Annotated in this window: 20 protein-coding genes; 7 read left to right on the top strand and 13 right to left on the bottom strand. The window is 73.4% G+C overall.

Going from position 1 to position 22,641, the window contains the following annotated elements:
- Window positions 1-480: 480 nt before the first annotated feature.
- The 9 genes from ABZ562_RS16765 to ABZ562_RS16725 form a co-directional block, all read right to left on the bottom strand.
- Window positions 481-1,299, bottom strand: coding sequence for an RNA methyltransferase (locus ABZ562_RS16765; protein WP_361479334.1), 819 nt, complete (start codon window positions 1,297-1,299; stop codon window positions 481-483).
- Window positions 1,300-1,363: 64 nt separating this feature from the next.
- Entirely contained in the window at window positions 1,364-2,581 is a 1,218-nt protein-coding gene (gene cobA, locus ABZ562_RS16760; RefSeq protein WP_361479331.1) for a uroporphyrinogen-III C-methyltransferase, read from the bottom strand.
- Between the two features lie 108 nt (window positions 2,582-2,689).
- Window positions 2,690-7,201: a nicotinate-nucleotide--dimethylbenzimidazole phosphoribosyltransferase gene (cobT, locus tag ABZ562_RS16755; protein ID WP_361479328.1), complete on the bottom strand. Its 4,512-nt coding sequence runs from the start codon at window positions 7,199-7,201 to the stop codon at window positions 2,690-2,692.
- Window positions 7,202-7,479: 278 nt separating this feature from the next.
- Complete coding sequence (cbiE, locus tag ABZ562_RS16750; RefSeq protein ID WP_361479325.1) at window positions 7,480-8,733, bottom strand: precorrin-6y C5,15-methyltransferase (decarboxylating) subunit CbiE; 1,254 nt, start codon at window positions 8,731-8,733, stop codon at window positions 7,480-7,482.
- 303 nt (window positions 8,734-9,036) lie between these two features.
- On the bottom strand, window positions 9,037-9,702 hold the full coding sequence (locus tag ABZ562_RS16745) for a GNAT family N-acetyltransferase (protein WP_361479323.1): 666 nt from the start codon (window positions 9,700-9,702) through the stop codon (window positions 9,037-9,039).
- A 169-nt stretch (window positions 9,703-9,871) separates the two neighbouring features.
- Entirely contained in the window at window positions 9,872-10,699 is an 828-nt protein-coding gene (locus ABZ562_RS16740) for a MetQ/NlpA family ABC transporter substrate-binding protein (RefSeq protein ID WP_361479320.1), read from the bottom strand.
- Between the two features lie 27 nt (window positions 10,700-10,726).
- Entirely contained in the window at window positions 10,727-11,518 is a 792-nt protein-coding gene (locus ABZ562_RS16735; RefSeq protein WP_361479317.1) for a methionine ABC transporter permease, read from the bottom strand.
- The gene (locus ABZ562_RS16730) at window positions 11,515-12,615 is read right to left on the bottom strand and encodes an ATP-binding cassette domain-containing protein (protein ID WP_361479314.1); all 1,101 of its coding nucleotides are present in this window, start codon (window positions 12,613-12,615) and stop codon (window positions 11,515-11,517) included. The genes ABZ562_RS16735 and ABZ562_RS16730 overlap by 4 nt, the downstream gene beginning before the upstream one ends.
- 440 nt (window positions 12,616-13,055) lie before the next feature.
- On the bottom strand, window positions 13,056-13,700 hold the full coding sequence (locus ABZ562_RS16725) for an HAD-IA family hydrolase (RefSeq protein ID WP_361479312.1): 645 nt from the start codon (window positions 13,698-13,700) through the stop codon (window positions 13,056-13,058).
- A 130-nt stretch (window positions 13,701-13,830) separates the two neighbouring features.
- Here ABZ562_RS16725 and ABZ562_RS16720 point away from each other — a divergent pair, with 130 nt between their 5' ends.
- Window positions 13,831-14,199: a hypothetical protein gene (locus ABZ562_RS16720; protein WP_361479309.1), complete on the top strand. Its 369-nt coding sequence runs from the start codon at window positions 13,831-13,833 to the stop codon at window positions 14,197-14,199.
- Window positions 14,200-14,245: 46 nt separating this feature from the next.
- Window positions 14,246-14,593, top strand: coding sequence for a hypothetical protein (locus tag ABZ562_RS16715; protein ID WP_361479381.1), 348 nt, complete (start codon window positions 14,246-14,248; stop codon window positions 14,591-14,593).
- Between the two features lie 176 nt (window positions 14,594-14,769).
- Here ABZ562_RS16715 and ABZ562_RS16710 read toward each other — a convergent pair whose 3' ends face one another.
- The 3 genes from ABZ562_RS16710 to ABZ562_RS16700 all read right to left on the bottom strand — a co-directional run bounded on the left by ABZ562_RS16710 (window position 14,770) and on the right by ABZ562_RS16700 (window position 17,186).
- On the bottom strand, window positions 14,770-15,273 hold the full coding sequence (locus ABZ562_RS16710; protein WP_055557875.1) for a GNAT family N-acetyltransferase: 504 nt from the start codon (window positions 15,271-15,273) through the stop codon (window positions 14,770-14,772).
- Window positions 15,274-15,391: 118 nt separating this feature from the next.
- On the bottom strand, window positions 15,392-15,913 hold the full coding sequence (locus tag ABZ562_RS16705) for a sigma-70 family RNA polymerase sigma factor (protein WP_361479306.1): 522 nt from the start codon (window positions 15,911-15,913) through the stop codon (window positions 15,392-15,394).
- Window positions 15,914-16,025: 112 nt separating this feature from the next.
- Complete coding sequence (locus tag ABZ562_RS16700) at window positions 16,026-17,186, bottom strand: glycerophosphodiester phosphodiesterase (protein WP_361479303.1); 1,161 nt, start codon at window positions 17,184-17,186, stop codon at window positions 16,026-16,028.
- Window positions 17,187-17,488: 302 nt separating this feature from the next.
- Between ABZ562_RS16700 and ABZ562_RS16695 the strand changes: the two genes are divergently transcribed.
- Both ABZ562_RS16695 and ABZ562_RS16690 read left to right on the top strand, forming a co-directional pair.
- Window positions 17,489-18,136: a lysophospholipid acyltransferase family protein gene (locus ABZ562_RS16695; RefSeq protein ID WP_361479378.1), complete on the top strand. Its 648-nt coding sequence runs from the start codon at window positions 17,489-17,491 to the stop codon at window positions 18,134-18,136.
- A gap of 181 nt (window positions 18,137-18,317) precedes the next feature.
- The gene (locus ABZ562_RS16690) at window positions 18,318-19,163 is read left to right on the top strand and encodes an alpha/beta hydrolase (protein WP_361479376.1); all 846 of its coding nucleotides are present in this window, start codon (window positions 18,318-18,320) and stop codon (window positions 19,161-19,163) included.
- A 66-nt stretch (window positions 19,164-19,229) separates the two neighbouring features.
- On the opposite strand, the gene ABZ562_RS16685 is transcribed toward ABZ562_RS16690, so the two are convergent.
- Window positions 19,230-20,390: a histidine kinase gene (locus ABZ562_RS16685; RefSeq protein WP_361479301.1), complete on the bottom strand. Its 1,161-nt coding sequence runs from the start codon at window positions 20,388-20,390 to the stop codon at window positions 19,230-19,232.
- Window positions 20,391-20,607: 217 nt separating this feature from the next.
- On the opposite strand from ABZ562_RS16685, the gene ABZ562_RS16680 reads away from it, so the two are divergent.
- From ABZ562_RS16680 to ABZ562_RS16670, 3 genes are all read left to right on the top strand, one after another.
- On the top strand, window positions 20,608-20,844 hold the full coding sequence (locus tag ABZ562_RS16680) for a hypothetical protein (protein ID WP_361479298.1): 237 nt from the start codon (window positions 20,608-20,610) through the stop codon (window positions 20,842-20,844).
- A gap of 160 nt (window positions 20,845-21,004) precedes the next feature.
- Window positions 21,005-21,412, top strand: coding sequence for a YciI family protein (locus tag ABZ562_RS16675; RefSeq protein WP_361479295.1), 408 nt, complete (start codon window positions 21,005-21,007; stop codon window positions 21,410-21,412).
- Between the two features lie 8 nt (window positions 21,413-21,420).
- A complete protein-coding gene (locus ABZ562_RS16670) occupies window positions 21,421-22,605 on the top strand; it encodes a DUF6596 domain-containing protein (protein WP_361479373.1) in 1,185 nt (394 codons plus the stop codon).
- Window positions 22,606-22,641 lie beyond the last annotated feature (36 nt).

Genomic DNA, 22,641 nt, shown 5'->3' with positions numbered 1-22,641 from the left:
TACGGCGCCGCTGACGCAGAGCGTGTCGTGAACGTCGAGCGATCGGCGCCACACATACACGTCAGCGTCCAGGACCCCACCCCTGCGACCCCGCCACCTCCCGCCGCGTCGGCGGCCACCCACCGGCGGCCCCGGGCCCCGGCCCGGTTCCGGTACCGCCCGGCGGCGAGCGCAGGCCGAGGGTGGGAACGACCCCGCCCCCTCCCGCGTCATCGGCGACCGCCGACCCGGTGGCCCCGGGCCCACGCCCGGCTCCGGGACGCCCGGGGGCGGGCGCGGGCGGGGTGGGAGCGACCCCGCCCCTCGCGTGAGCGACAGCCCCCAGCCCGGCGGCCCCGGGCCCGCGTCCGGCTTCGGTGCGCCCCGCGGCGGGTGCGGGGGCGACCGGTCCCCTCCCGCCTCGTCGCAACCACCGGCCCGGTGACCGGGGCCCGCGTCCGGCTCCGGGACGCCCGGAGCCGGACGCGGGTGTGGCCTGTCCTAGAGGCTGGGGCGGCCCGTCGTCACGGCGTAGAAGGCCACGGCCGCCGCCGCGCCCACGTTGAGGGAGTCGACGCCGTGGGCCATGGGGATGCGGACCCATTCGTCGGCGGCCATGAGGGCCTGGGTGGAGAGGCCGTCGCCCTCGGCGCCCAGCATGAGGGCGACGCGGTCGAGGCGGTGGGGGGCGGCGTCGTCCAGGGAGGTCGCCTTCGCGTCGGGGGTGAGGGCGAGGATCTTGAAGCCCGCGTGCCGCACCGCCTCGAGGCCGCGCGGCCAGGTGTCCAGGCGGGCGTACGGGACGGAGAAGACGGCGCCCATGGAGACCTTCACGGAGCGACGGTAGAGGGGGTCGGCGCAGTCCGGGGAGAGGAGGACGGCGTCCATGCCGAGGGCGGCGGCACTGCGGAAGATGGCGCCGATGTTGGTGTGGTCGTTGACGGATTCCATGATCACGACGCGTCGGGCGCCGGCGAGGAGTTCGTCGGCCTCGGGCAGCGGTTTGCGCTGCATGGAGGCGAGGGCGCCGCGGTGGACGTGGTAGCCCGTTACGCGTTCGGCCAGTTCGGGGGTGACGGCGTAGACGGGGGCGGGGACGTCCTCGATGACGTCGCGCATGACGTCGACCCACTTGGACGACAGCAGCATCGAGCGCATCTCGTAACCGGCGAGGCGGGCCCGCCGGATCACCTTCTCGCCCTCGGCGATGAACAAACCTTCGGCGGGCTCGCGCTTGCGCCGTAGCTCCACATCGGTCAGACCCGTGTAGTCGCGCAGCCGCGGGTCGTCGGGATCATCGACGGTGATGAGATCAGCCACTTGAGTGATACTGCCTTGTCCTGGATGCCGTGCCAATGCGGCGACGTGAGGAAGTTACCGGTGGTTACGCCCGGCGCGAGCCGACGGAGACGACGTCGCCGATGACCACGACGGCCGGAGGCCGTATGCCCTCGGCGGCGACCGTGTCCGCCACGGTGGTCAGGGTGGCGTCCACGCGGCGCTGGGCGGCGGTGGTGCCCTCCTGGATGACGGCGACGGGGGTGTCCGCGCTCCGGCCGTGGCGGATGAGGGCGGCGGCGATGGCGCCGATCTTCTCGACGGCCATGAGGAGGACGAGCGTGCCGCGCAGGCTGGCGAGCGCGGACCAGTCGACGAGGGAGCTGGGGTCGTCGGGGGCGACGTGGCCGCTGACCACGGTGAACTCATGGGCGACCCCGCGGTGGGTGACCGGGATTCCGGCGGCGGCGGGGACGCTGATGGAGCTGGAGATGCCGGGGACGACGGTGCAGGGGATCCCGGCTTCGGCGAGCGCCTCGGCCTCCTCCATGCCGCGGCCGAAGACGAAGGGGTCGCCGCCCTTGAGCCGGACGACGGACTTGCCCGCCTTGGCGTGTTCGATCAGCGCGTTGTTGATCGCTTCCTGGGCCATGAAGCGGCCGTACGGGATCTTCGCGGCGTCGATGACCTCGACGTGCGGCGGGAGTTCGTCGAGGAGGTCGCGGGGGCCGAGCCGGTCGGCCACCACGACGTCGGCCTCGGCGAGGAGACGGCGGCCGCGGACGGTGATCAGGTCCGGGTCGCCGGGGCCGCCGCCGACCAGGGCGACGTGCGGGCCGCGGGTGCGGTGGCGGGGGGCGGCGAGGGTGCCGTCGCGCAGGCCCTCGACCACGGCGTCGCGTACGGCGGCGGAGCGGCGCGGGTCCTGCCCGGTGAGCACGGCGACGGTGACGCCCTCGCTGCGCCCGGTGGCCGGGGTCCAGGCGGAGGCGGCCTCGGCGTCATCGCTGCGGACGCACCAGACCCGGCGCGCTTCGGCCTCGGCGGAGGCGGCGGCGTTGGCGTCCGGGTCGTCGGTGGTGATCAGCGCGTACCAGGCGCCCTCGAAGTCGCCTTCCCTGTAGCGGCGGCGCTCCCAGCGCACCTCCCCCGCCTCGGCCATGGCCTCGACGGAGGGCGTCGCGGAGGGCGAGATCAGCAGGATGTCCGCGCCCGCGGCGATCAGCGCGGGCAGCCGTCGCTGGGCGACCTGGCCCGCCCCGAGGACGACGACGCGCCGCCCCGTGAGGCGCAGTCCGACGGGGTATGCGAAGTTCTCGGACATGGCGGTGCGGCTCTCCTCATGCAGAATGCCTGCCGCTGCGGCGCTGGAGCGGCTGATCAACAGGTGGGGCGTGGCCCCCGCCGACACCTTACGTGGCAGGGGCGCACGTCAGTTCTTCTCCGTGACTCCCGCGGAGTCGAACGTGGCCACCTCGTGCATCGCCCGCGCGGCGCTCTGCACCACGGGGAGGGCGAGCAGGGCGCCCGTACCCTCGCCGAGGCGCAGGTCAAGGTCGACCAGGGGGCGCAGGCCCAGCTTGTTGAGGGCCGCCACATGGCCCGGCTCGGCGCTGCGGTGGCCCGCGATGCACGCCGCCAGCACCTCGGGGGCGATGGCGCGGGCGACCAGGGCGGCGGCGCCCGCGCTGACCCCGTCCAGGATGACGGGAGTACGCAGGGAGGCGCCGCCCAGCAGCAGCCCGGCCATGGCGGCGTGCTCCAGGCCGCCGAAGGCGCACAGGACGCCGATGGGATCGGCGGGATCGGGCTGGTGCAGTTCCAGACCGCGCCGTACGACGTCGATCTTGCGCGCGTGCATCTCGTCGTTGATGCCAGTGCCGCGGCCGGTCACCTCGGCCGGGTCGGCGCCGGTGTAGACGGAGACCAGGGCGGCGGAGGTGGTGGTGTTGGCGATGCCCATCTCGCCGGTGAGCAGCGCCTTGTTCCCGGCGGCGACCAGGTCGCGGGCGGTCTCGATGCCCACTTCGAGGGCGCGCAGCACCTCTTCGCGGGTGAGGGCGGGCCCGGTGGTGAAGTCGCCGGTCCCGGCGCGGACCTTGCGCGGCAGCAGCCCGGGGGTGGAGGGCAGTTCGCTCGTCACGCCGACGTCCACGACGCACACCTCGGCGCCGACCTGGCTCGCGAAGGCGTTGCAGACCGCGCCGCCGCCCAGGAAGTTGGCGACCATCTGCGCGGTGACCTCCTGCGGCCACGCGGTGACGCCCTGGGCGTGCACCCCGTGGTCGCCCGCGAAGATCGCGACCGCGGCGGGCTCCGGAATCGGCGGCGGGCACTGCCGGGACAGTCCGCTGAGCTGCGCGGAGATGATCTCCAGCATGCCGAGCGCCCCGGACGGCTTGGTCATCCGCTTCTGCCGCTCCCACGCCTCGCCGAGCGCCTTGGCGTCCAGCGGGCGGATGCCCTGGAGGGTTTCGGTCAGCAGGCTGTGCGGGTCCTCGCCGGGCAGCGCGCGCCGCCCGTACGACTCCTCGTGGACCACCCACGACAGCGGGCGGCGCTTGGACCACCCGGACCGCAGCAGCTCCGGCTCCTCCGGGAACTCGTCCACGTACCCGACGCACAGGTACGCCACGGCCTCCAGGTGATCCGGCAGTCCGAGCGTACGGACCATCTCGCGCTCGTCGAAGAAGCTGACCCAGCCGACGCCGAGCCCTTCGGCGCGGGCGGCGAGCCACAGGTTCTCCACGGCGAGCGCCGAGGAGTACGGCGCCATCTGCGGCTGGGTGTGCCGCCCGAGGGTGTGGCGGCCGCCGCGGGTGGGGTCGGCGGTGACGACGATGTTGATCGGCGTTTCGAGGATCGCCTCGATCTTCAGTTCCTTGAACTGCTTGGCCCGGCCCTTGGGGAGGGACTTGGCGTACGCGTCGCGCTGGCGCACCGCCAGCTCGTGCATGGTGCGCCGGGTCTCCTCGGAGCGGATGACGACGAAGTCCCACGGCTGGGACTGCCCCACGCTGGGCGCGGTGTGCGCGGCCTCCAGCACGCGCAGCAGCACCTCGTGCGGGATGGGGTCGGGCCGGAAGCCGTTACGGATGTCCCGGCGCTCGCGCATCACGCGGTGGACGGCGGCGCGCTCGGCGTCGTCGTATCCCGCGTCGGCACGGGGGCCGAAGGGGATGACGGCGGGCTCGGCGTCCTCGGATTCCGGGTCGTCGGGGTTCTGGCCGGCGGCGTCGGCCTCTTCGGCCTGTTCAGCCTGTTCGGTCTCTTCGTCGGCCTCCGGCTGAGCGGATTCGGTGGCTTCGTCCTGAGCCTCCGCCGTGTCGTCGGACGGTTCGTCCGCGTCATCCGCCTCGGGCGCCTGCGCCTCATCGGCGGCAGCCTCGTGCTCGGGGGCCGCCGTAGCCTCGGCCTCCGCCTCGGGGGTGCCCTCTTCGGCGGGGGCTTCTGCCGCGGGAGCCTCGGCGGGGTCGGACTCGGCAGGCGCGGCCTGCGCGTCGGCCTCCGCCGCCGAAGCCTCACCGGCGGCAGCCGGGTCGGCCGGGGCCTGCGCCTCGGCGTCGGCCTCCGGCTCCGAAGCCTCGCCGGGGGCAGCCGCCTCGGCCGGGGGCTGCTCCCCCGCGGATGGCTCGGCGGGGGTGGGTTCGGCGGGCGCCTGCGCCGCCGCATCCGGCGCCGGAGCCTCGTCCGGGGTCTGGTCCTCGGCGGCGGCCGGGTCGGCGGCGTCCGGAGCCTCCGCCACGGACGGCTCCACGGGAGCGGGCTCGACGGGCGCCTGCGCATCCGCATCCGGCGCCGGAACCTCGTCCGGGGCAGACGGATCGGCCGAAGCCTCGCCGAGAACATCGGCCTCGGCCGGGCTCTCTGCCACGGATGCCTCGACGGGAGCAGCTTCAGCGGGCGACTGCGCATCCGCATCCGCCACCGGAGCCTCGTCCGGGGCCGCCGCGTCGGCCGGGGCCTGTGCGTCGGCCTCCGGCGCCGGGGTCTGGTCCTCGGCGGCGTCCGGAGCCTCCGCCACGGACGGCTCCACGGGGGCGGCCTCGACGGGCGCCTGCGCATCGGCCTCCGCCGCCGGAACCTCGTCCGGGGCAGACGGATCGGCCGAAGCCTCGGCAGGGGCAGCTTCGGCGGGCGCCTGCGCCTCGGCTGTGGGCACGGCCTGGGCATCAGCCTCCGGTGCCGGAGCCTCGCCGGGGACAGCGGCTTCCGCCACCGACGGCTCGACGGGGGCCGGCTCGGCGGGCGACTGCGCATCGGCCTCCGGGGCCACCGGGTCGGCCGGAGCCTGTGGGTCGGCGGGCGCCGCCTGGGCGTCAGCCTCCGGCGCCGCAGCCTCACCGGCGGCAGCCGGATCGGCCGGGGCCTGCGCATCAGCGTCGGCCTCCGGCGCCGGAGCCTCGCCCGGAGCAGCGGCTTCGGCCGCAGACGGCTCGGCGGGCACCGGTGCGTCGCCCTCCGGAACTGGCGCATTACCGGGGACTGCTTGGTCAGCCGGGGCTTCCGCCACGGGCGCCTCGGCGGGGGCCTGCGTGGGCGCGGCCTGCGCGTCGGCCTCCGGCACCGGGACCTCACCCGGGGCAGCCGGATCGGCGGCCGGGGCTTCCGGCGCGGACGGCGCGGCTGAGGCCGATTCGGCGGGGGCCTGCTCGGGTGCCGCCTGGGCGTCGGCTTCCGGCACCGGAGCCTCGCCCGGGGCAGCCGGGTCGGCCGGGACCTGGGCCTCGGCTGCAGCCGGGTCGGCGGCGGCCGGAGCGGTGTCCTCCGTGTCGGCGACTATCGCGTGGCCCGGGTCCACCGCGACCGGTTCGGCGTCCTCGTGGGGGATCTGGGCCGGGATGACGGCCTGGGGACCCGCGTGGAGCTGGTCCGGGGCGATGCCCGGCTGGACCTGGGCCGGGATGTCGACGGCCGGGTGCCCCGGCTCCATGGCGGGCGCCCCGCCCTGGGGCGGGATGGCCACGGCCGGGTCGGCGTAACCGGCGTCGGCGTACCCGGGGTCCGCGTACCCCAGGTCCATCGCCGTCGGCTGCGCACCACCCTCGGGCGGCATCGGCGCCTCCGGCTGGTCGCCCAGACCGACCGTTTCTGCTGGTGCGGGCATGGGCTGGGGCGGCTGGGAATCCCAGGCGTCGCCGGGCGGCGGGGCGTCGCCGATCTGCGGGATGTCGGCGAGCTGCGGGCCCGGGAGCGGGCCGGGGCCCTCGGGCTGGGGCTGGGTGGTGAAGTACTGCGGCCCGGCGGCGTACTCGGGGGCGCTGGCGTAGTCGACGCCACCGGTGTACTCGGGCTCGGGCGAGGGCGCCGCCTGGGGCTGCTGGACGGGCGGGGCGGTGTTCCGGCCGGCGGCCGGGCCGCGGTCGGCGAGGGAGCGGACCACGCCGCCGGAGGTGTCGGGCACGGGCGGGCCCATGTGCAGGGGGCGGCGGGGAGGCGTGGCGGGGGCCGGGTGCGCGGCGGGGGCTTGGGGCGGCTGCGGTGCGGGCTGTTCCGGCGCCGGGTGGGCGACCGGACCGGCCGGGGGTTCGGCCACCGGCTGCGGCTCGGGCATCTGGGCGTCGGCGTAGGCGGCCATGCCGGGGTCCAGCACTCCGCCCTCGTACAGCCCTTGGCCCTGCTGCTGCGGATACGGCGGCTGCATCGCGGCCTGCATCTGCTGCTCGTACTGCAGCTGCTGGTCGTACTGGACCTGTTGGTCGTACTGCAGTTGCTGCTGGTACTGGGCCTGCTGGTCGTACTGCGCCTGCTGCTCGCTCCACGCGCCCTGGGCGCCCGGCATCAGCAGCAGGTCGTCCTCCTCGCCGCCGGTTTCGGGGCCGTCGAGGAAGGTGTAACCGGCGTCGGCAGGCGGGGCGTGGACATCCGCCGGGTGCGGTTGTCCGAGTCGTCCGCCTGCGTTCTCCGGCAGTCCCTCTCCCGGGACCTGGCCGGTGTCGGTCATGCGTACCCCTCGCCCATCGCTAGTGCTCCTTCCAACCGCCTACCGCCGGGAGCAAGCCCCGTGAGCAAGAACGAGCGTGCGCCGTGCGCGGCACGTAGCACGCCCGAGGCTTGCCCACCGCGGCCCGGTAAGAAAGGGTCACATTCCGGCCTTTGGCCGATAAAGCGCCTAACACCGGGCAGCGGTACAGGCAGTACAACGATCCGCCAGCCTACCCCGCGCGACGCTTCCAGAAGGTCACCGGGGCGAAGCTCGGGGCGAACGTCACAGGGGCAAAATCACTGGTGCGGGCGGTGTCCGCAGAGGAGGAAGGCCACCGCGCGTTCGCGTTCGGCCCACACCCGGGTGTCCAACTCGACTGATTGCAGCAGCAGGCACTCGACCCCGTAGCCGCCGTCCTCCAGGGCGGCGCCGATGGCCTCCGCCTCGTCACGGGTGGCGGCGTGGGTGACGATGCGCTCGGGGCGGCGCGCGGCGCACGCGGCGACGACGGGCGCGCCCCCGGCGCCGATGCGGACGACGTCCGGCTCGGGCAGGTCCTCCAGGACATCGGGCGCGGTGCCGTGGACGACCTGGAGCTGGACGCCGAAGCGGCGGGCGAGGGTGTCGACGCGCTCGCAGGCGTCCGGGTCGCGGTCGACGGCGATGACGGCGGCGCCGAACCCGGCGGTCTCGACGGCGGCGGCGCCGCTGCCCGCGCCGATGTCCCAGACCAGGTCGCCGACGCGGGGACCGAGGCGGGCGAGTTGGAAGGAGCGCAGCTGCTGCGACTCGCTCTCGCCGAGCACGGTCGCGTACGCGGGGGCGGGCAGCGCCCAGCCGCGTACGGAGCCGGGGTAGCCCGGGTCGCGGCCGGCGATCCAGCCGCCGCTCTGCAGTGCGCCGCGGGCGGCGCCGGTGGCTGCGCCGCTGCGGACGGAGGCGGCGCCGGAGCCGCCGATGACGATGACGACGTTGGGGTCGCGCCAGGTGTGGTCGGCGGCCTTGTCGGAGGTCAGCACGGTGACCTGCTCGCGTTCGGTGCCCAGGGCCTCGCAGATGACGAAGGTGCGGTGCACCGGGCCGAGGAGCAGGGCGAGTTCGGCGGGACCGGCGCCCGGTGAGGTGAGGACGGCGACCTTGGTGTGGGCGCGGCAGACGTTGACGGCGCGCCGCAGGTCGCGGCTGTGGGCGACGACGACCTGGGCGTCGTCCCAGGGCATCCCGGCCCGGGCGAAGGCGGCGGCGACGGAGGAGACGGCGGGCACGACCTCGACCTCCAGGCCGTGCTCGGGGGCGCGCAGGGCGCGGACGACGCCGAAGAAGCCGGGGTCGCCGTCGGCCAGGACCACGGCCGAGCCGCGGTGCTGGGCGATGCGGCGGGCGGCGAGGTCCACGCTGCCGAGCCGGATGCGTTCGGCGCCGGGCGGGACTTCGGGCAGCGCCAGGTGGTGGGCGGCCCCGGCCACGAGGGTGGCCGCGCCGAGGGCGGACCGGGCCACGTCCATGAGCGGGGAGCCGTCCCAACCGATCACCGTGACGCGGTCGGCCATCGTCGTCTGTCTCCCCAATGTGTCGCAGTTCGGTCGCGGGTTGATGCGCGCGGTCGCGGTGCGTGGTGCACGCGGGCGGTGCCACGGATGGCCTGCCCCGGGGGGCGTGCCGTGGCGGGTGCGCCGCGGTGCGCGTGCCGTGGACGCGTGTCGCGGCTGTGGGCGGGCCGGCCCGCAGGTGCTCGGCCCGGAGAGATTACCCCGCCTGGTCCGGACCGCCGGACCGGGGGCAGGGGCGGAGGTGGCGCGCCGGGGGCGCTCGGGAGGCGTGGCGCGCCGGGGTTCGGCACACATGAGCGCCGGTCAGCGTCGGTCGACGCCGGCGGTGTACTCGGAGTAGGTGGGGAAGATGTTGAAGGCATCGTTCCCGGCCGTACGGTCGGGCGCGCCCTCCAGATCCTCGGGGAGCAGGCTCCAGACGATGAGGTCGGTGCGCAGATCGGTCCAGCCGCCGTCCTCCATCTGGGTGCGGGCTATGCAGGCGTTGCGGAGCACTCCCTCGCTGATGCAGCCGACCTTCTGGGCGACCTGCTGACCGGCGGTGTTGCCCGCGGCGGTCCGCAGCTCCAGCCGCTCGAACCGCTGGTCGTGGAACAGCCAGCGGGCGACGGCCAGCACCGACTCCACGGCGTAGCCCTCGCCGCGCGCCCAGGGGGCGGTGATATAGCTGATCTCGGTGCCCAGGACCTTCCAGTCGGTGTTGCGCAGATGGATGATTCCGACGAGCCGCTGGGTGAGGAATTCGGCGACCGCGAAGACGATTCCACGCCCCGTGGTGCGTTCGGCGGGGGCGAGCCGCATCGCCTGGTCGCGTGCGTCGCGGTGGGTGTACGGGTGGGGAGCCCGGCTCCAGGTGATGACGAGTTCGTCGTTCATCATGTCCGTGAGCGCGGGCAGGTCCGCTTCCTCGAACGGGCGCAGCACCAGCCGTTCCGTGCTGATGGAGATGTCCGGGAAAGTGGATGTCATGCGCCGCTCCGTAACCGGGTCGTTTCAAAGTCGTGGCGAAGAGCCCAGCATGCAGCATCGCTCGGGCGAAATGCAGCACGGGGTGCGGAAACGGAAGGCTCCGCATCCGATTGTCGCCCGGATGCGGAGCCTTGCGTGTTCGGTCGGTCGTTTCTCGGAATGGTGTGTATCAGAACGACGCGAGTACGGATCCGTCGTACTTGTCCTTGATGAACTTCTTCACCTGCGGAGAGGTGAGGAGCTTGGCGAGCTTCTCGACCCGCGGGTCGTCCTCGTTGCCCTTCTTCACGGCGAGGAAGTTGCCGTAGGGGCTGTTGTCCGGGGACTCCAGGATCAGCGCTTCCTTGGCGGGCTTGAGGTGGGCCTGGATGGCGTAATTGCCGTTGATGACGGCGGCGTCCACATCGTCCAGGGACCTCGGCAGCTGCGGCGCCTCCAGCTCCTTGAACTTCAGGTCCTTGGGATTGTCGGCGATGTCCTTCGGGGTGGCCTCGGTACCGGCGCCCTTCTTGAGCTTGATGACGCCGTGGGCGTCCAGCAGCTGGAGCGCCCGGGCCTCGTTCACCGCGTCGTTGGGGACGGCGACGGTGGCGCCCTTCTTGAGGTCGTCGGCCTTCTTCACCTTGTGCGAGTAGAGGCCGAGCGGCTCCAGGTGCACGGTGACGACGGGCACGATGTCGGTGCCGCGCTTCTTGTTGTAGTCGTCGAGGAACGGCTTGTTCTGGAAGTAGTTGGCGTCCACCGAGCCGTCCTGGGTGGCGGGGTTCAGCGAGTTGTAGTCGGTGAACTCCTTGATCTCCAGCTTGAGGCCCGCCTTCTTGGCCAGGTGGTCCTTGACGTAGTTCAGTATCTCGGCGTGCGGGACGGGGTTCGCGCCGACGAGCAGCGGGCCGTCCTTGTCTGCCTTCCCCGAGCTGGGCGGGGCGCAGGCGGACGCACCGGCGGCGAGCGCGGCGGCGGCGAGCAGGGTGGTGGCGGTCTTGAGGACGTTACGCACGAAAAGTGCCTTTCCGGTGTCGAGGTGTCAGGAAGTCTTGGTCAGCTGGGCGGGCTCGCCGGGCTCGGCGGGCTCGGCCGTGCCGGCGGCCTGGGTGCCGGCGGTAAAGGCGCTCCCAGTACGGGAGCGCAACAGCATCAGCCGGGGCGCGGCCGAGCCGGGGCTGCGGTGCGAGAGGGCGCGGGCCGCGATGTCACCCGCGAACTGGATCACGGAGATCACCACCGCGAGGATGGCCACGGTGACCCACATCAGCTGGGTCTCGAACCGCTGGTAGCCGTAGCGGACGGCGAGGTCGCCCAGGCCGCCCGCGCCGACGGTGCCGGCCATCGCCGAGTAGCCGATGAGCGCGACGATCGTGGTGGTGGCGCTGGAGATCAGCGACGGAAGCGACTCGGGCAGCAGGACCTTGCGCACGACGGTCCAGGTGGAGCCGCCCATCGCCTGCACGGCCTCCACCAGCCCGCCGTCGACCTCGCGCACCGAGGTCTCCACGAGCCGGGCGTAGAAGGGGATGGCGCCGATCGCCAGCGGCACGATCGCGGCGGCGGGGCCGATGGTGGTGCCCACGATCGCGCGGGTGAAGGAGATCAGCGCGACCATGAGGATGATGAACGGCATCGAGCGCGCGATGTTGACCACCTGGCCGACGACCTTGTTCACGACCACGTTCGGCAGCACGCCGCCCCGGTCGGTGAGGACCAGCAGCACGCCGAGCGGCAGCCCGCCGACGATCGCGATGGCCGCCGACCAGCCGACCATCCAGAGCGTCTCCAGACATGCCTGCTGCAACAGGGGCTGCATCTCGGACCAGGTCACTTGGCGCCCTCCTTGAGCACGGCGGTCTTCTCGGTGTCCGTGGCGTCCGTGGCGCCGGCGGCGGTGGCGGCGGGCTGCGTCCCCGCCTCGTACGCCACGTCCGCCACGTCGACCTGGAGGCCCTGCTCCCGCAGGAAGCCGATCGGCACGACGTTCTCCTCGAAGGGGCCGGGCAGCTCGATGCGCATCCGGCCGACCTGGTTGCCGCCGACGGTGTCCATCGCGGCGCCGAGGATCGAGATGTCGATGTTGTACGTACGGGACAGCTGGGAGATCACCGGCTTGGCCGCGGCCTCGCCCTGGAACGTCACGTCCACGACCGTGCGGTCGGCGCCCGAGGGCACCCCGCCGACCGGGAACAGCTCCTGGGCCAGCTGCGAGCCGGGGGTGGCCAGCAGCTCGCCCACGCTGCCGGACTCCACGATCCGCCCGCCGCTCATCAGCGCGGCCGAGTCGCAGATCGTCTTGACGACGTCCATCTCGTGCGTGATCAGCAGCACCGTCAGGCCCAGCTGCCGGTTGAGGTCGCGCAGCAGCTGGAGGATCGAGCGGGTGGTCTCGGGGTCCAGCGCGGAGGTCGCCTCGTCGGACAGCAGCACCTTCGGGTCGCCCGCGAGCGCGCGGGCGATGCCGACGCGCTGCTTCTGGCCGCCGGAGAGCTGCGCGGGGTACGCCTTGGCCTTGTCGGCGAGGCCGACCAGGTCCAGCAGCTCCAGGGCCTTGCGGGTGCGCTCCTTGCCGGAGACGCCGAGGATCTCCAGCGGCAGCTCGACGTTGTCGCGCACGGTGCGCGAGGAGAGCAGGTTGAAGTGCTGGAAGACCATGCCGATCCGGCTGCGCGCCTGGCGCAGCGCGGAGCCCGCGCGCTGTCCCCGTCCGGCGAGCGCGGTGAGGTCCTGACCGGCCACGGTGACCGTGCCGGAGGTGGGGCGCTCCAGGAGGTTGACGCAGCGGATGAGGGTGGACTTCCCGGCGCCGCTCTGGCCGACGACGCCGTACACCTCGCCCTCGCGGACGTGCAGATCGACGCCGTCGAGGGCGGTGACCTCGCGGCCTCGTGAGCGGTAGACCTTCGTCAGGTCCGTAGTGGTGATCACAGGGTTTCCGTCACTGTTGAGTGCAGGCGGTTGTGCCGCCGGGCACGGTTCCATTCCTTACGGAAGCGGCGTGGGCGGGCCGAGGGCGTGCGCGCGCGGGTGTGGGCGCGGGCGCGGCTCGGGGCCGGTGACGCGGGGCGGGCCGGATCCGCGCGCGGCGGCGCGGGCATGGCTCAGCGGGTCTCGCTTCGGGGCGCGAGGCTCAGGACGGGGGCCCTCAGCGGTCACACATTCGACACCGACAACGAGCACCGGGCGTCGTCATCGCCTCGGTCGCAGGGGTGCGGCAGCTCGTCGTGGTCATGGCCGCCAGTAAACCAGAGACCCTGACGGACCCATCAAGCGTGTCCGCATGGCGGACGTCGATGACCAATGGGTGGACAGCGGTGTCATCCACGGTCCGGCCGCTTCCCGTTACGCCCCTCTACTCCCCTACTCCCCTACTCCCCCGCGACGATCTCCACTCCCCCGTCGACGACCCGCGCCGACACGGCCGACAGGTCCTCCACCACGATGTCGGCCTCCAGCTCCGCCCGGCTGGTCGTTGTGGTCAACGCCACGGTCCGCATCCCGGCGGCCCGGGCGGCGGCGAGCCCGGCCGGGGCGTCCTCGAAGACCACACAGCGGGCCGGGTCGGCGCCCAGCTTCCCGGCGGCCAGCAGGAACGGTTCGGGGTCCGGCTTGCCGCGGGTGATGTCGTCCGCGGTGATCAGCAGCCCCGGGCGTATCCCGGCCTCGGCGAGGCGGGCCTCGGCCAGCGCGCGGCCCGCGGAGGTCACCACCGCCCAGCGCTCCGCGGGCAGCCCGGCCAGCAGGTCGAGGGTGCCCGGCAGCAGCCGCACCCCGCCGGGGACGTCCTCGACCTCCAGCTCGTCGATGCGGCGGCGGGCCTCCGCGACGCGGTCGGCGGGGAGCAGATCGCCGATGATGTCGGCCGCCGGGCGGCCGTGCAGCTCGACCCGGGCGAACTCCTCCGTCACGCCGTACTCCGCGGCCCAGCGGGTCCAGCAGCGGACCACCGACTCCATGGAGGAGACGAGGGTTCCGTCGTTGTCGAACAGCAGCGCGTCAGCGGTGATCTTCATGGGGCGCAGCGTACGGGGCCGATCGCAACGCGGTCATTCGGGCCGATTACAGTCGTCCCATGCTTGTCACCCCCTGTGTGCGGGACCGCACCGCGCGGAGGTTCCGTCCCCTCCGTCGGCGGAGGTTCCGTTGATCGACCCGCTGACCGCCGTGCTCGGTGCGACCGCCCTCGCGCTCGCCGCGTGGTGCGGTTTCGCCGCCTACCGCGACCAGCCCACCAAGGACTGGCACTTCATCGGCATGGCCGTGGTGTCCCTGCTGGCGATCGTCCAGCTGATCATCGGGATCGTGCGGCTGGCGCAGGGCCAAGACCCCGAGCAGGGTGTGGCGATCTTCATCGCGTATCTGGTCGGTTCGGCGCTCGCCGTGCCGATCGCGGCGTTCATGTCGCTGGCGGAGCGGACCCGCTGGGGTTCGGCCACGGTCGCCGCGGCGGCCGTGGTGCTGGCGGTGCTGGAGGTACGGCTGTACGACATCTGGGGAGGCGTGGGTGGCTGAGTCGGCGCGTACGGGGATTGGGCAGGGGCCCGGGCGGCTGCTGGTGATGCTCTACGGGGTGTTCACGGTGGCCGCGGCGTCGCGCTCGCTCTACCAGCTGATCGCCCAGTTCGACGAGGCACCGCTCGCGTACGTCCTCTCGGCGGTCTCCGCCGTGGTGTACGCCTTCATCACGGTCTCGCTGGTGCGGGGTGGGGAGGGGGCGCGGAAGGCGGCGCTGGTGTGTTGCGGGGCGGAGCTGGTCGGTGTGCTGACCGTGGGCACCTGGACCCTGGCCGACCCCTCGGCCTTTCCCGACCAGACGGTGTGGTCGGACTACGGGATGGGGTACCTGTTCATCCCGATCTTCCTGCCGGTGACGGGTCTGCTGTGGCTGCGGCGGCGGGGTGGTTGAGCCCCCACCCCCGCCCCTTCCCGGAACCGGGGCTCCGCCCCGGACCCGGCTCCTCAAACGCCGGAGGGGCTGGGTGGTACTGCCCGGAGAGGTTGGGTTCTCGCCCGCACCCGGCAGCGAAACCCGGCGGCGGGGCCCCGCCCCGCACAGGGTGGGGCCCCGCCGCGTCGCAGGCGTTACGCGCTGGCCGCGAAGGCCGACATGGAGGCGTCCTTCTCCAGGGTGACCAGGCTCAGGCGGCGGTTGACCTCTTCCGTGCCGACCTGCGCGTAGCCGTACTTCCGGTACAGGCGGAGGTTGCCGTCGCTGCGGTGCCCGGTGAGCAGCCGGTACCGCTTGGCGGCGCGCTCCTCCGTCAGCCGGGCCTCGATCGCCGCGAGCAGGCGCCCGCCGAGCCCGTGCCGCTGCATCCGCGGGTGGACGATGAGCTTGCCGATGGCGGCCGTGCCCTTGTCGTCGACGGCGCCCCGGACCGAACCGACGACCTCCTCGCCGAGCCGGGCCACCAGCACACAGCCCTCGCCCAGTTCGGCGCGCAGGTCGTCGAGCGTCTGCGTCAGCGGCTCGATGGAGTAGTCCCCGTAGAGCTCGGCCTCACCCTGATAACACAGGTACTGCAGCTTGAGGATCTGCTCGGCGTCGTCCGCGGTCGCCGCGGAGATGGTCACGCTCATGCCCATGTGCGCATGCCTCCCCTTTTCTTCGGTCCGCCGGCCGCCTGAGGGTAGGAGCGACCGGGGTTCATTGCCTGGAAAGGAGACGCCACATGGTTGTGGCCGCCTCCCGGGCGCCGATTGTCTAACGCTCCTTTCCCCACGGTTCAGGAGCCGCAACCTCCGCCGCGAGCATTCTGCGCAGGCAACCCAGACATCGGGAACGTACCGGGCCGAGACTGCCCTGTGAGATACCCAACTCGACCGCGATCTCGCGATATGTCAGGTCCGACCGCGACAGCATCGCCCCGAGCAGCCTCGGGCAGCGGCCGGGCAGCCGGCGCACCGCGGCGCGCAGCACCCGCCCGGTCTCGGCGGTGAGCACGGCGTGCTCGGCGGGGCGGGGCTCGGGGCCGCTCGGCGGGCCGTCGCCGACCGGGTCGTACGGGACCTCGCGGCGCGCCCGGCGCCGGGCGCCGCGCACCTCGGCCCGGACCGCGTGGCGCAGCCAGCGCGCGGGCTGGGGCGGCGGGCCGCCGTCCCGGGTGCGCTCCAGCAGCCGCAGCCAGACGGCCTGCTCCAGCTCGGCGGGCTCGACGCCCGCTCCGTACGCCTCGGCCGCCGCCTCGGCGGCGAGCAGCGGACGCAGTTGCTCCACAAGCTCCATGCCGGGCGGGACGAGACGCGCTCGGCGGGTGGTTGCCGGGCCGCGGGTCTCTCACCCGTCCGGGGAGACGGCGGGCCGCGCCTTGACGCCCGTGGCGCGGCCCGCCACGTCCCTACTGCTTGCGGAAGTCCGCCGCGGCGAGGAGGGCGGTGTCCGGGTTGTCGGAGAAGATCCCGTCGATGCCGGTGCCGAAGTACGCCTTGAAGGCGCCGAAGGCGTCCCCGTACGCGTTGGGGTCGCTGCCCCGGCGGAAGTCGGCGGGCAGGAAGGTGTTCTCGTTGCGCATGGTGTACGGGTGCAGGACGAGCCCGGCCGCGTGCGCGTCCTTGACCACGCTGGTCGGGGTGCCGAGCTTGCCGTCGGCCGTGCGCGGGATGATCACCGACAGGTCGGGACCGATGCCCTGGGCGTAGCTCGCGATCCACTTCAGGCCCTCGGGCTTGACGAGGTCCGCGACCGTCCGCGGGTCGTTCGCCTCGACGAAGTCCCACGGGCGGCTGTTGATGGTGGACAGCAGCACGACCGCCGGGGTGGCGACCAGCTTGCGCAGCCGCTGGATGCTGCTCGGCTCGAAGGACTGGAGGAAGAGCGCCGCGTCCTTCTTGTGGCGTCCGTACTTACGGAGCAGCTTCGCGACCCGCTCCTCCAGGCCGAGGCCGATCCCCCGGAAGTAGGTGGGGTGCTTGGTCTCGACGTACAGCCAGACCCGGCGGCCCCGCTTGCGGCCCTCACGCTCGGCCCACTGCAGCACCTCCTCGAAGGTGGGTACCTCCCAGCGACCGTCGTAGAGGGTGTTGCGCTGGCGGTTGCCCGGGATGCGCTCCTTGGCGCGCAGCGTCTTCAGCTCGGCGAGGGTGAAGTCCTCGGTGAACCAGCCGGTCAGCTTGGTGCCGTCGACCGTCTTGGTGGTCTTGCGGTCGGCGAACTCCGGGTGGGCGGAGACGTCGGTGGTGGCCGTGATGTCGTTCTCGTGACGGCACACCAGATGCCCGTCCTTGGTGGGGACGAGGTCCTGCTCGACGATGTCCGCGCCCATGTCCAGCGCGAGCTGGTACGAGCCGAGCGTGTGCTCGGGGCGGTAGCCGGAGGCGCCGCGGTGGCCGATGACCGTCGGCACCGGCAGCCCGCGCACGGGCCCGCTCGCCGTCGCGGTGCCCGCTTCCGCGGCGGTGGCCGTGCCCGCGCCGCCCAGGGCCACCGCTCCCGCGCCGAGGGCGGCGGCCCCCAGAAGGGCGCGCCGCCCGGGCTGTTGCTCGCGCTGTTCGCGCTCCATGAGCACTCCTCGCTCTGGTGTCCAGCACCGTCAATTCCTGTCAGCGAACGGGCTGATGGTAGGGGGGTGTGCCTTATCGGCGGGAGACCTGCGGCGAAACGCGTGGGAAACGGGTGTCAACACTGCGTATCAGGTGGGTGAACCCGGTGTGCGCCGTGACATGACCGGCGAGTATCGTCCTCATCGGCGCTTCTGTGCGGTACCGGGCTGACGGACCGTGGGCGAGGCGCCCCCGACCTTGACGCCGACCGGAGGGCCCGTTGTCCCGTTTCGTGTTCCTGAAGGCAGTACTCGGTCCGCTGATGCGCCTGATGTTCCGTCCACGGGTCGAGGGCGCGGAGCGCATTCCCGGCTCCGGTCCGGTGATCCTCGCCGGGAACCACCTCACCTTCATCGACTCGGTGATCCTGCCGCTCGTCTGCGACCGCCAGGTCTTCTTCATCGGCAAGGACGAGTACGTGACCGGCAAGGGCCTCAAGGGCCGGCTGATGGCCTGGTTCTTCACCGGCGTCGGCATGATCCCGGTCGACCGGGACGGCGGGCACGGCGGCGTCGCCGCGCTGATGACCGGCCGCCGGGTGCTGGAGGAGGGCAAGGTCTTCGGCATCTACCCCGAGGGCACCCGCTCCCCCGACGGCCGCCTCTACCGCGGCCGCACCGGCATCGCCCGGCTCGCCCTGATGACCGGCGCGCGGGTGGTGCCGTTCGCGATGATCGGCACCGACCGGCTCCAGCCGGGCGGCAAGGGCCTGCCGCGGCCCGGGCGGGTGGCGGTGCGGTTCGGTGAGCCGCTGGAGTTCACCCGCTACGAGGGCATGGACCGCGACCGGTATGTGCTGCGGGCGGTGACCGACGAGGTCATGAGCGAGGTCATGCGGCTGTCCGGCCAGGAGTACGTGGACATCTACGCCACGAAGGCGAAGGCCGCGGAGACGAAGACCGCGGCCTGATGCTTCCCGCCGCCGCTGGCGGGCCCGCGACCGGGCCGATACGGGTGGATGCCGACACCGAAGTGTCAGCATCCGCCCTTCTTCGTACCGTTCCGGTCACTGTCCTGTCACCGTCGGTAGGACGCCCCGTCGTACTGGTCTCGCGCCCGGGACGGCCACTACCGTGCCGCGGGTGACGACATTGACCGTGCCTTCCCCCGACTTCGTATCCCTCCGGGGTCGTCGGTTCGCCCTCACCGACTTCGGCGGCCCGGGAACCCCGGTCCTCGCCCTGCACGGGCACTTCGGCCGCGGCCGGATGTACGCGCCGCTGGCCGCCGCCCTGGCCCCCGCGTACCGGGTGATCGCCCTGGACCAGCGGGGACACGGGCTGACCGGGGGCGGCGGGCCGTTCACCCTGGACGAGTACGTCGCCGACGCCGCCGCCCTGCTGGACGAGCTGCGCCCCGGCCCGGTGCCGGTCGTCGCCCACTCCACGGGCGCGGTCGCCGCGTACGCCCTCGCCGCGCGCCACCCCGAACTGGTGAGCGCCCTCGTCGTCGAGGACATCGGCGCCGTGACGGACCGTCCGGTGGTCGCCCACCCCGTGCTCGACGTCACCGGCTGGCCCACCTGGGCCGCCGACCGGGAGACCCTGCGCGACCAGATCGAGTCCCGCGGCATCCCGGACGCCTCGTACTTCCTCGACAGCGCCGAGCGGGACCGGGCGACGGGTGGCTGGCGGCTGCTGTTCGAACCGGCCCACATGATGGCCTCCCAGGAGGCGATGCGGGGCGACTTCTGGTCCGAGTGGCTCGGCTCGGCCTGCCCGGCCCTGCTGATGCACGGCGAGCACAGCCCCCTGCTGCCGCCCGGCCACGCCCGCGAGATGGCGCGGCGGCGGCCGCGCACCACGCTGCGGGAGTTCGCGGGGTGCGGGCACTGGATCCACGACGACGCGCCGAAGGAGTACGCGTGGGCGGTGGGGCGGTTTCTGGGGTCGGTCGGCGCGGACGCCGGCCTCGGGGAACATCGGTACAGCGGTTGACGCTGAGAACGATCACGGTCCGGGGGCAGCGGTCCAGGGCGTCGTCGTCGACGATCATTGCGCGGGTCATGCGGGAGGGCCGTTCTCTTCCGTGCCGGCCGGGTGGGGGATGCGGGCGGCCAGGCGCCAGGAGCCCGCGCCGGCCGGTCCCGCGTTCAGATGGCCGCCGAGGGCGCTGACGCGTTCGCGCAGGCCGACGAGCCCGTAGCCGGAGCTGACGGCGGCCGTCGGCCCGGGGGAACCGGCGGGGTTGGCGACCTCCACCAGGGTGGTCGGCGGCCGGTAGTCGATCGTCATGGTCACCGGGGCGCCGTCGGCGTGCTTGCGGGCGTTGGTCAGGGCTTCCTGCGCGATGCGGTACACGGCCAGGCGGTGGGTGGTGGGCGCGTCCTCCGGCCGGCCGTGGATCGTCAGGGCAGTGGGCTGGGAGGCGGCGCGGGCGTCGTCCACCAGCTGCTGGACGTCTCCGGGAACCGGCGCGGGCACCACGCCGGCACCGTTCGGTGCGGCGCCGGGAGTACGCAGCACACCGAGCACGTCCCGCAGGTCGGCGAGCGCTTCCGTGGAGGCGCCCCGCAGTAGGGCCAGTCGTTCGGCGACCGGTCCGGGCAGGGTGTCGCCGCGAGTGGCCAGCACGCCCGTGTGCAGGGCGATCAAGCTGAGCCGGTGGGCGAGGACGTCGTGCATCTCCGCCGCGATCCGGGAGCGCTCCGTGACCCGCGCGGCCTCCTCGCGCAGCTGCGCCTCGACGCGCAGGTGCTCCACATCGGCGGCCAGCGCCCGCACCAGACGCCGGCGGCTGCCGATCCACATGCCGACGACATACGCGAAGGCCCATATGAACAGCGCGGTGACGTACGCCTGCCCGTCCCACAGCCGGGTCGGTGGATAGCCAACGATGTTGGCGCCCAGCGCGGCGGCGCAGAGGACCGCCGCCCGCGTCCGGCGGGCCGCCGCCAGGTCGTACAGGACAACAGTCAGCAGGAACGTGCCGACCCACCCCCACCACGCGGTGACGGCGGCGACCACGACGGGCGCGACGGGCCACCGCAGCCGCGGCACCAGCAGCACCACCGCGCACGCCACGGCCGAGGCACTGATGGCAACCACATACCGGCCGTCGCTGACCCGCTGCGCGGCGCTCACCGCCGCGACGGTGGCGAAGAACGTCACGACCGCGCCGCGCCCGACGGCCACCACCCACGCCTGAATCTTGCTGCTGTTCACCGTCACGATCCTAGGCAGACAGCCGCCTGCCGCCCCTCGACGACCGGCGACGCCCACCCCCTACTTTCGTCGGGGAAAGCCGTCGAAGAACGGCGGATACGCCACCGGGCGGCGATTCCTGGCGTCATATGCATGGATGACTGGACCACCTCCCACCGACGTGTCCTGGCGCAGCGCGAAGCCGACGGCTGGAAGTTTCTGATCGAAGCAGATCGCCGTGGCGGCCGGCGCCGTCGTGGCCGGTGACTTCCGCACCCTTGCCCCCCACTGTGCGGGCGCTGCCCATCTGCCCTACCACCACATCGCGCCGTACAGCGTCACGGCGGCCTGCGTCTGGGCGACCGCGGAGGCATCCGCCGGATACGCAGCCGCCTCCTCCCTCCAGCACGTGCTCACCCTGGCGGGCCCCGCCGCGGCCGTACTCGTCCACCCCGTGCGTGGTTGCGGTGCTTGAGCGGAGTCACCGGACGCGTAGCGCGCGTGTGCTGGGCTTTTCCCCCACCCCGCCCCTTCCCGAAAAAAACTTCGGCGGGGATGTCGAGAACACGGGATCGGCTCCGTCCCCGGGGTGAACGCGACCACAATGGGTCGCATCAGCACCGAGGAGACACACCATGGCCAAGTACCTGCTGCTCAAGCACTACCGTGGCGCTCCGGCCCCGGCCAACGACGTGCCCATGGACCAGTGGAAGCCGGAGGAGATCTCCGCGCACGTGACGTACATGCAGGACTTCGCGGCCCGGCTGGAAGGGACCGGCGAGTTCGTCGACGGTCAGGCGCTCGCGCCCGAGGGGACGTGGGTCCGGTACGACGGTGAGGGGCGCCCGCCGGTCACCGACGGCCCGTTCGCCGAGACCAAGGACCTCATCGCGGGCTGGATGGTGATCGACGTCGACAGCTACGAGCGCGCCGTCGAGCTGGCCGGGGAGCTGTCGGCCGCCCCCGGGGCGGGCGGGGAGCCGATCCACGAATGGCTCGAACTGCGCCCGTTCCTGACCGCGCCGCCCACCATCACGGAGTGACCTCCTCGATGGACGAGGCCCTGCTGAGGAGCCTCACGCCGAGCGTGCTCGGAATCCTCGTCCGCCGCGGAGCCGACTTCGCGGCGGCCGAGGACGCCGTCCAGGACGCACTGGTCGAGGCGGTCCGCGTCTGGCCCACCGAGCCCCCGCGCGACCCGAAGGGCTGGCTGGTCACCGTGGCCTGGCGCCGGTTCCTCGACGCGACCCGGGCGGACGCCGCCCGCCGCCGGCGCGAGGACCTGCTCGACGAGGAACCGGCCCCCGGCCCCGCCCCCACCGCCGACGACACCCTCCAGCTCTACTTCCTGTGCGCCCATCCGTCGCTGACGCCGTCGTCGGCGGTCGCGCTCACCCTGCGCGCCGTCGGCGGGCTCACCACCCGCCAGATCGCCCAGGCCTACCTGGTGCCCGAGGCGACCATGGCGCAGCGCATCAGCCGCGCCAAGCGCACCGTCTCCGGCAATGGGGTCTCCCCTGCTCGAGCGAAGCCGAGAGCTCGGGGAAGGTTCGACCAGCCCGGCGACGTCGCCACCGTGCTGCGCGTCCTCTACCTGGTCTTCAACGAGGGCTACTCCGGGGACGTCGACCTCGCCGCCGAGGCCATCCGCCTCACCCGGCAGCTCGCGGCCGCGTACGACCACCCCGAGGTGGCGGGGCTGCTCGCCCTCATGCTGCTCCACCACGCCCGCCGCGCCTCCCGGACCGCGCCCGACGGCGGCCTGATCCCCCTGGCCGAGCAGGACCGCGCCCGCTGGGACACCGAGTCGATCGCCGAGGGCGTCGCCGTCCTCCAGCGGGCCCTCGCCCGCGACCGGCTGGGCGAGTTCCAGGCCCAGGCCGCCATCGCGGCGCTCCACGCCGACGCGCCGACCGCCGAGGAGACCGACTGGGTGCAGATCGTCGAGTGGTACGACGAGCTGGCGCGCCTGACCGACAGCCCGGTCGTCCGGCTCAACCGCGCGGTGGCCGTGGGCGAGGCCGACGGCCCGCGCGCCGGACTGGCGGCGCTGGCCCCCCTGGACGCCTCCCTGCCCCGCCACACCGCCGCGTCCGCGTACCTCCACGAACGCGACGGCGACCTGCCGACGGCGGCCCGCCTCTACGCCGAGGCCGCCCGGAAGGCCCCCAACGCCGCCGAACGCGACTACCTCACTCTCCAGGCCGCCCGCCTCAACACCCGCCGGACCGCATAGGCGGGAGCCGCACCTTCCAGCCCCCACCCGGCCTTT

The sequence above is a fragment of the Streptomyces sp. NPDC019937 genome, assembly GCF_040631655.1.
In the GTDB taxonomy this organism is placed as follows: domain Bacteria; phylum Actinomycetota; class Actinomycetes; order Streptomycetales; family Streptomycetaceae; genus Streptomyces.
This window is presented reverse-complemented; position numbering and strand designations above follow the sequence as displayed.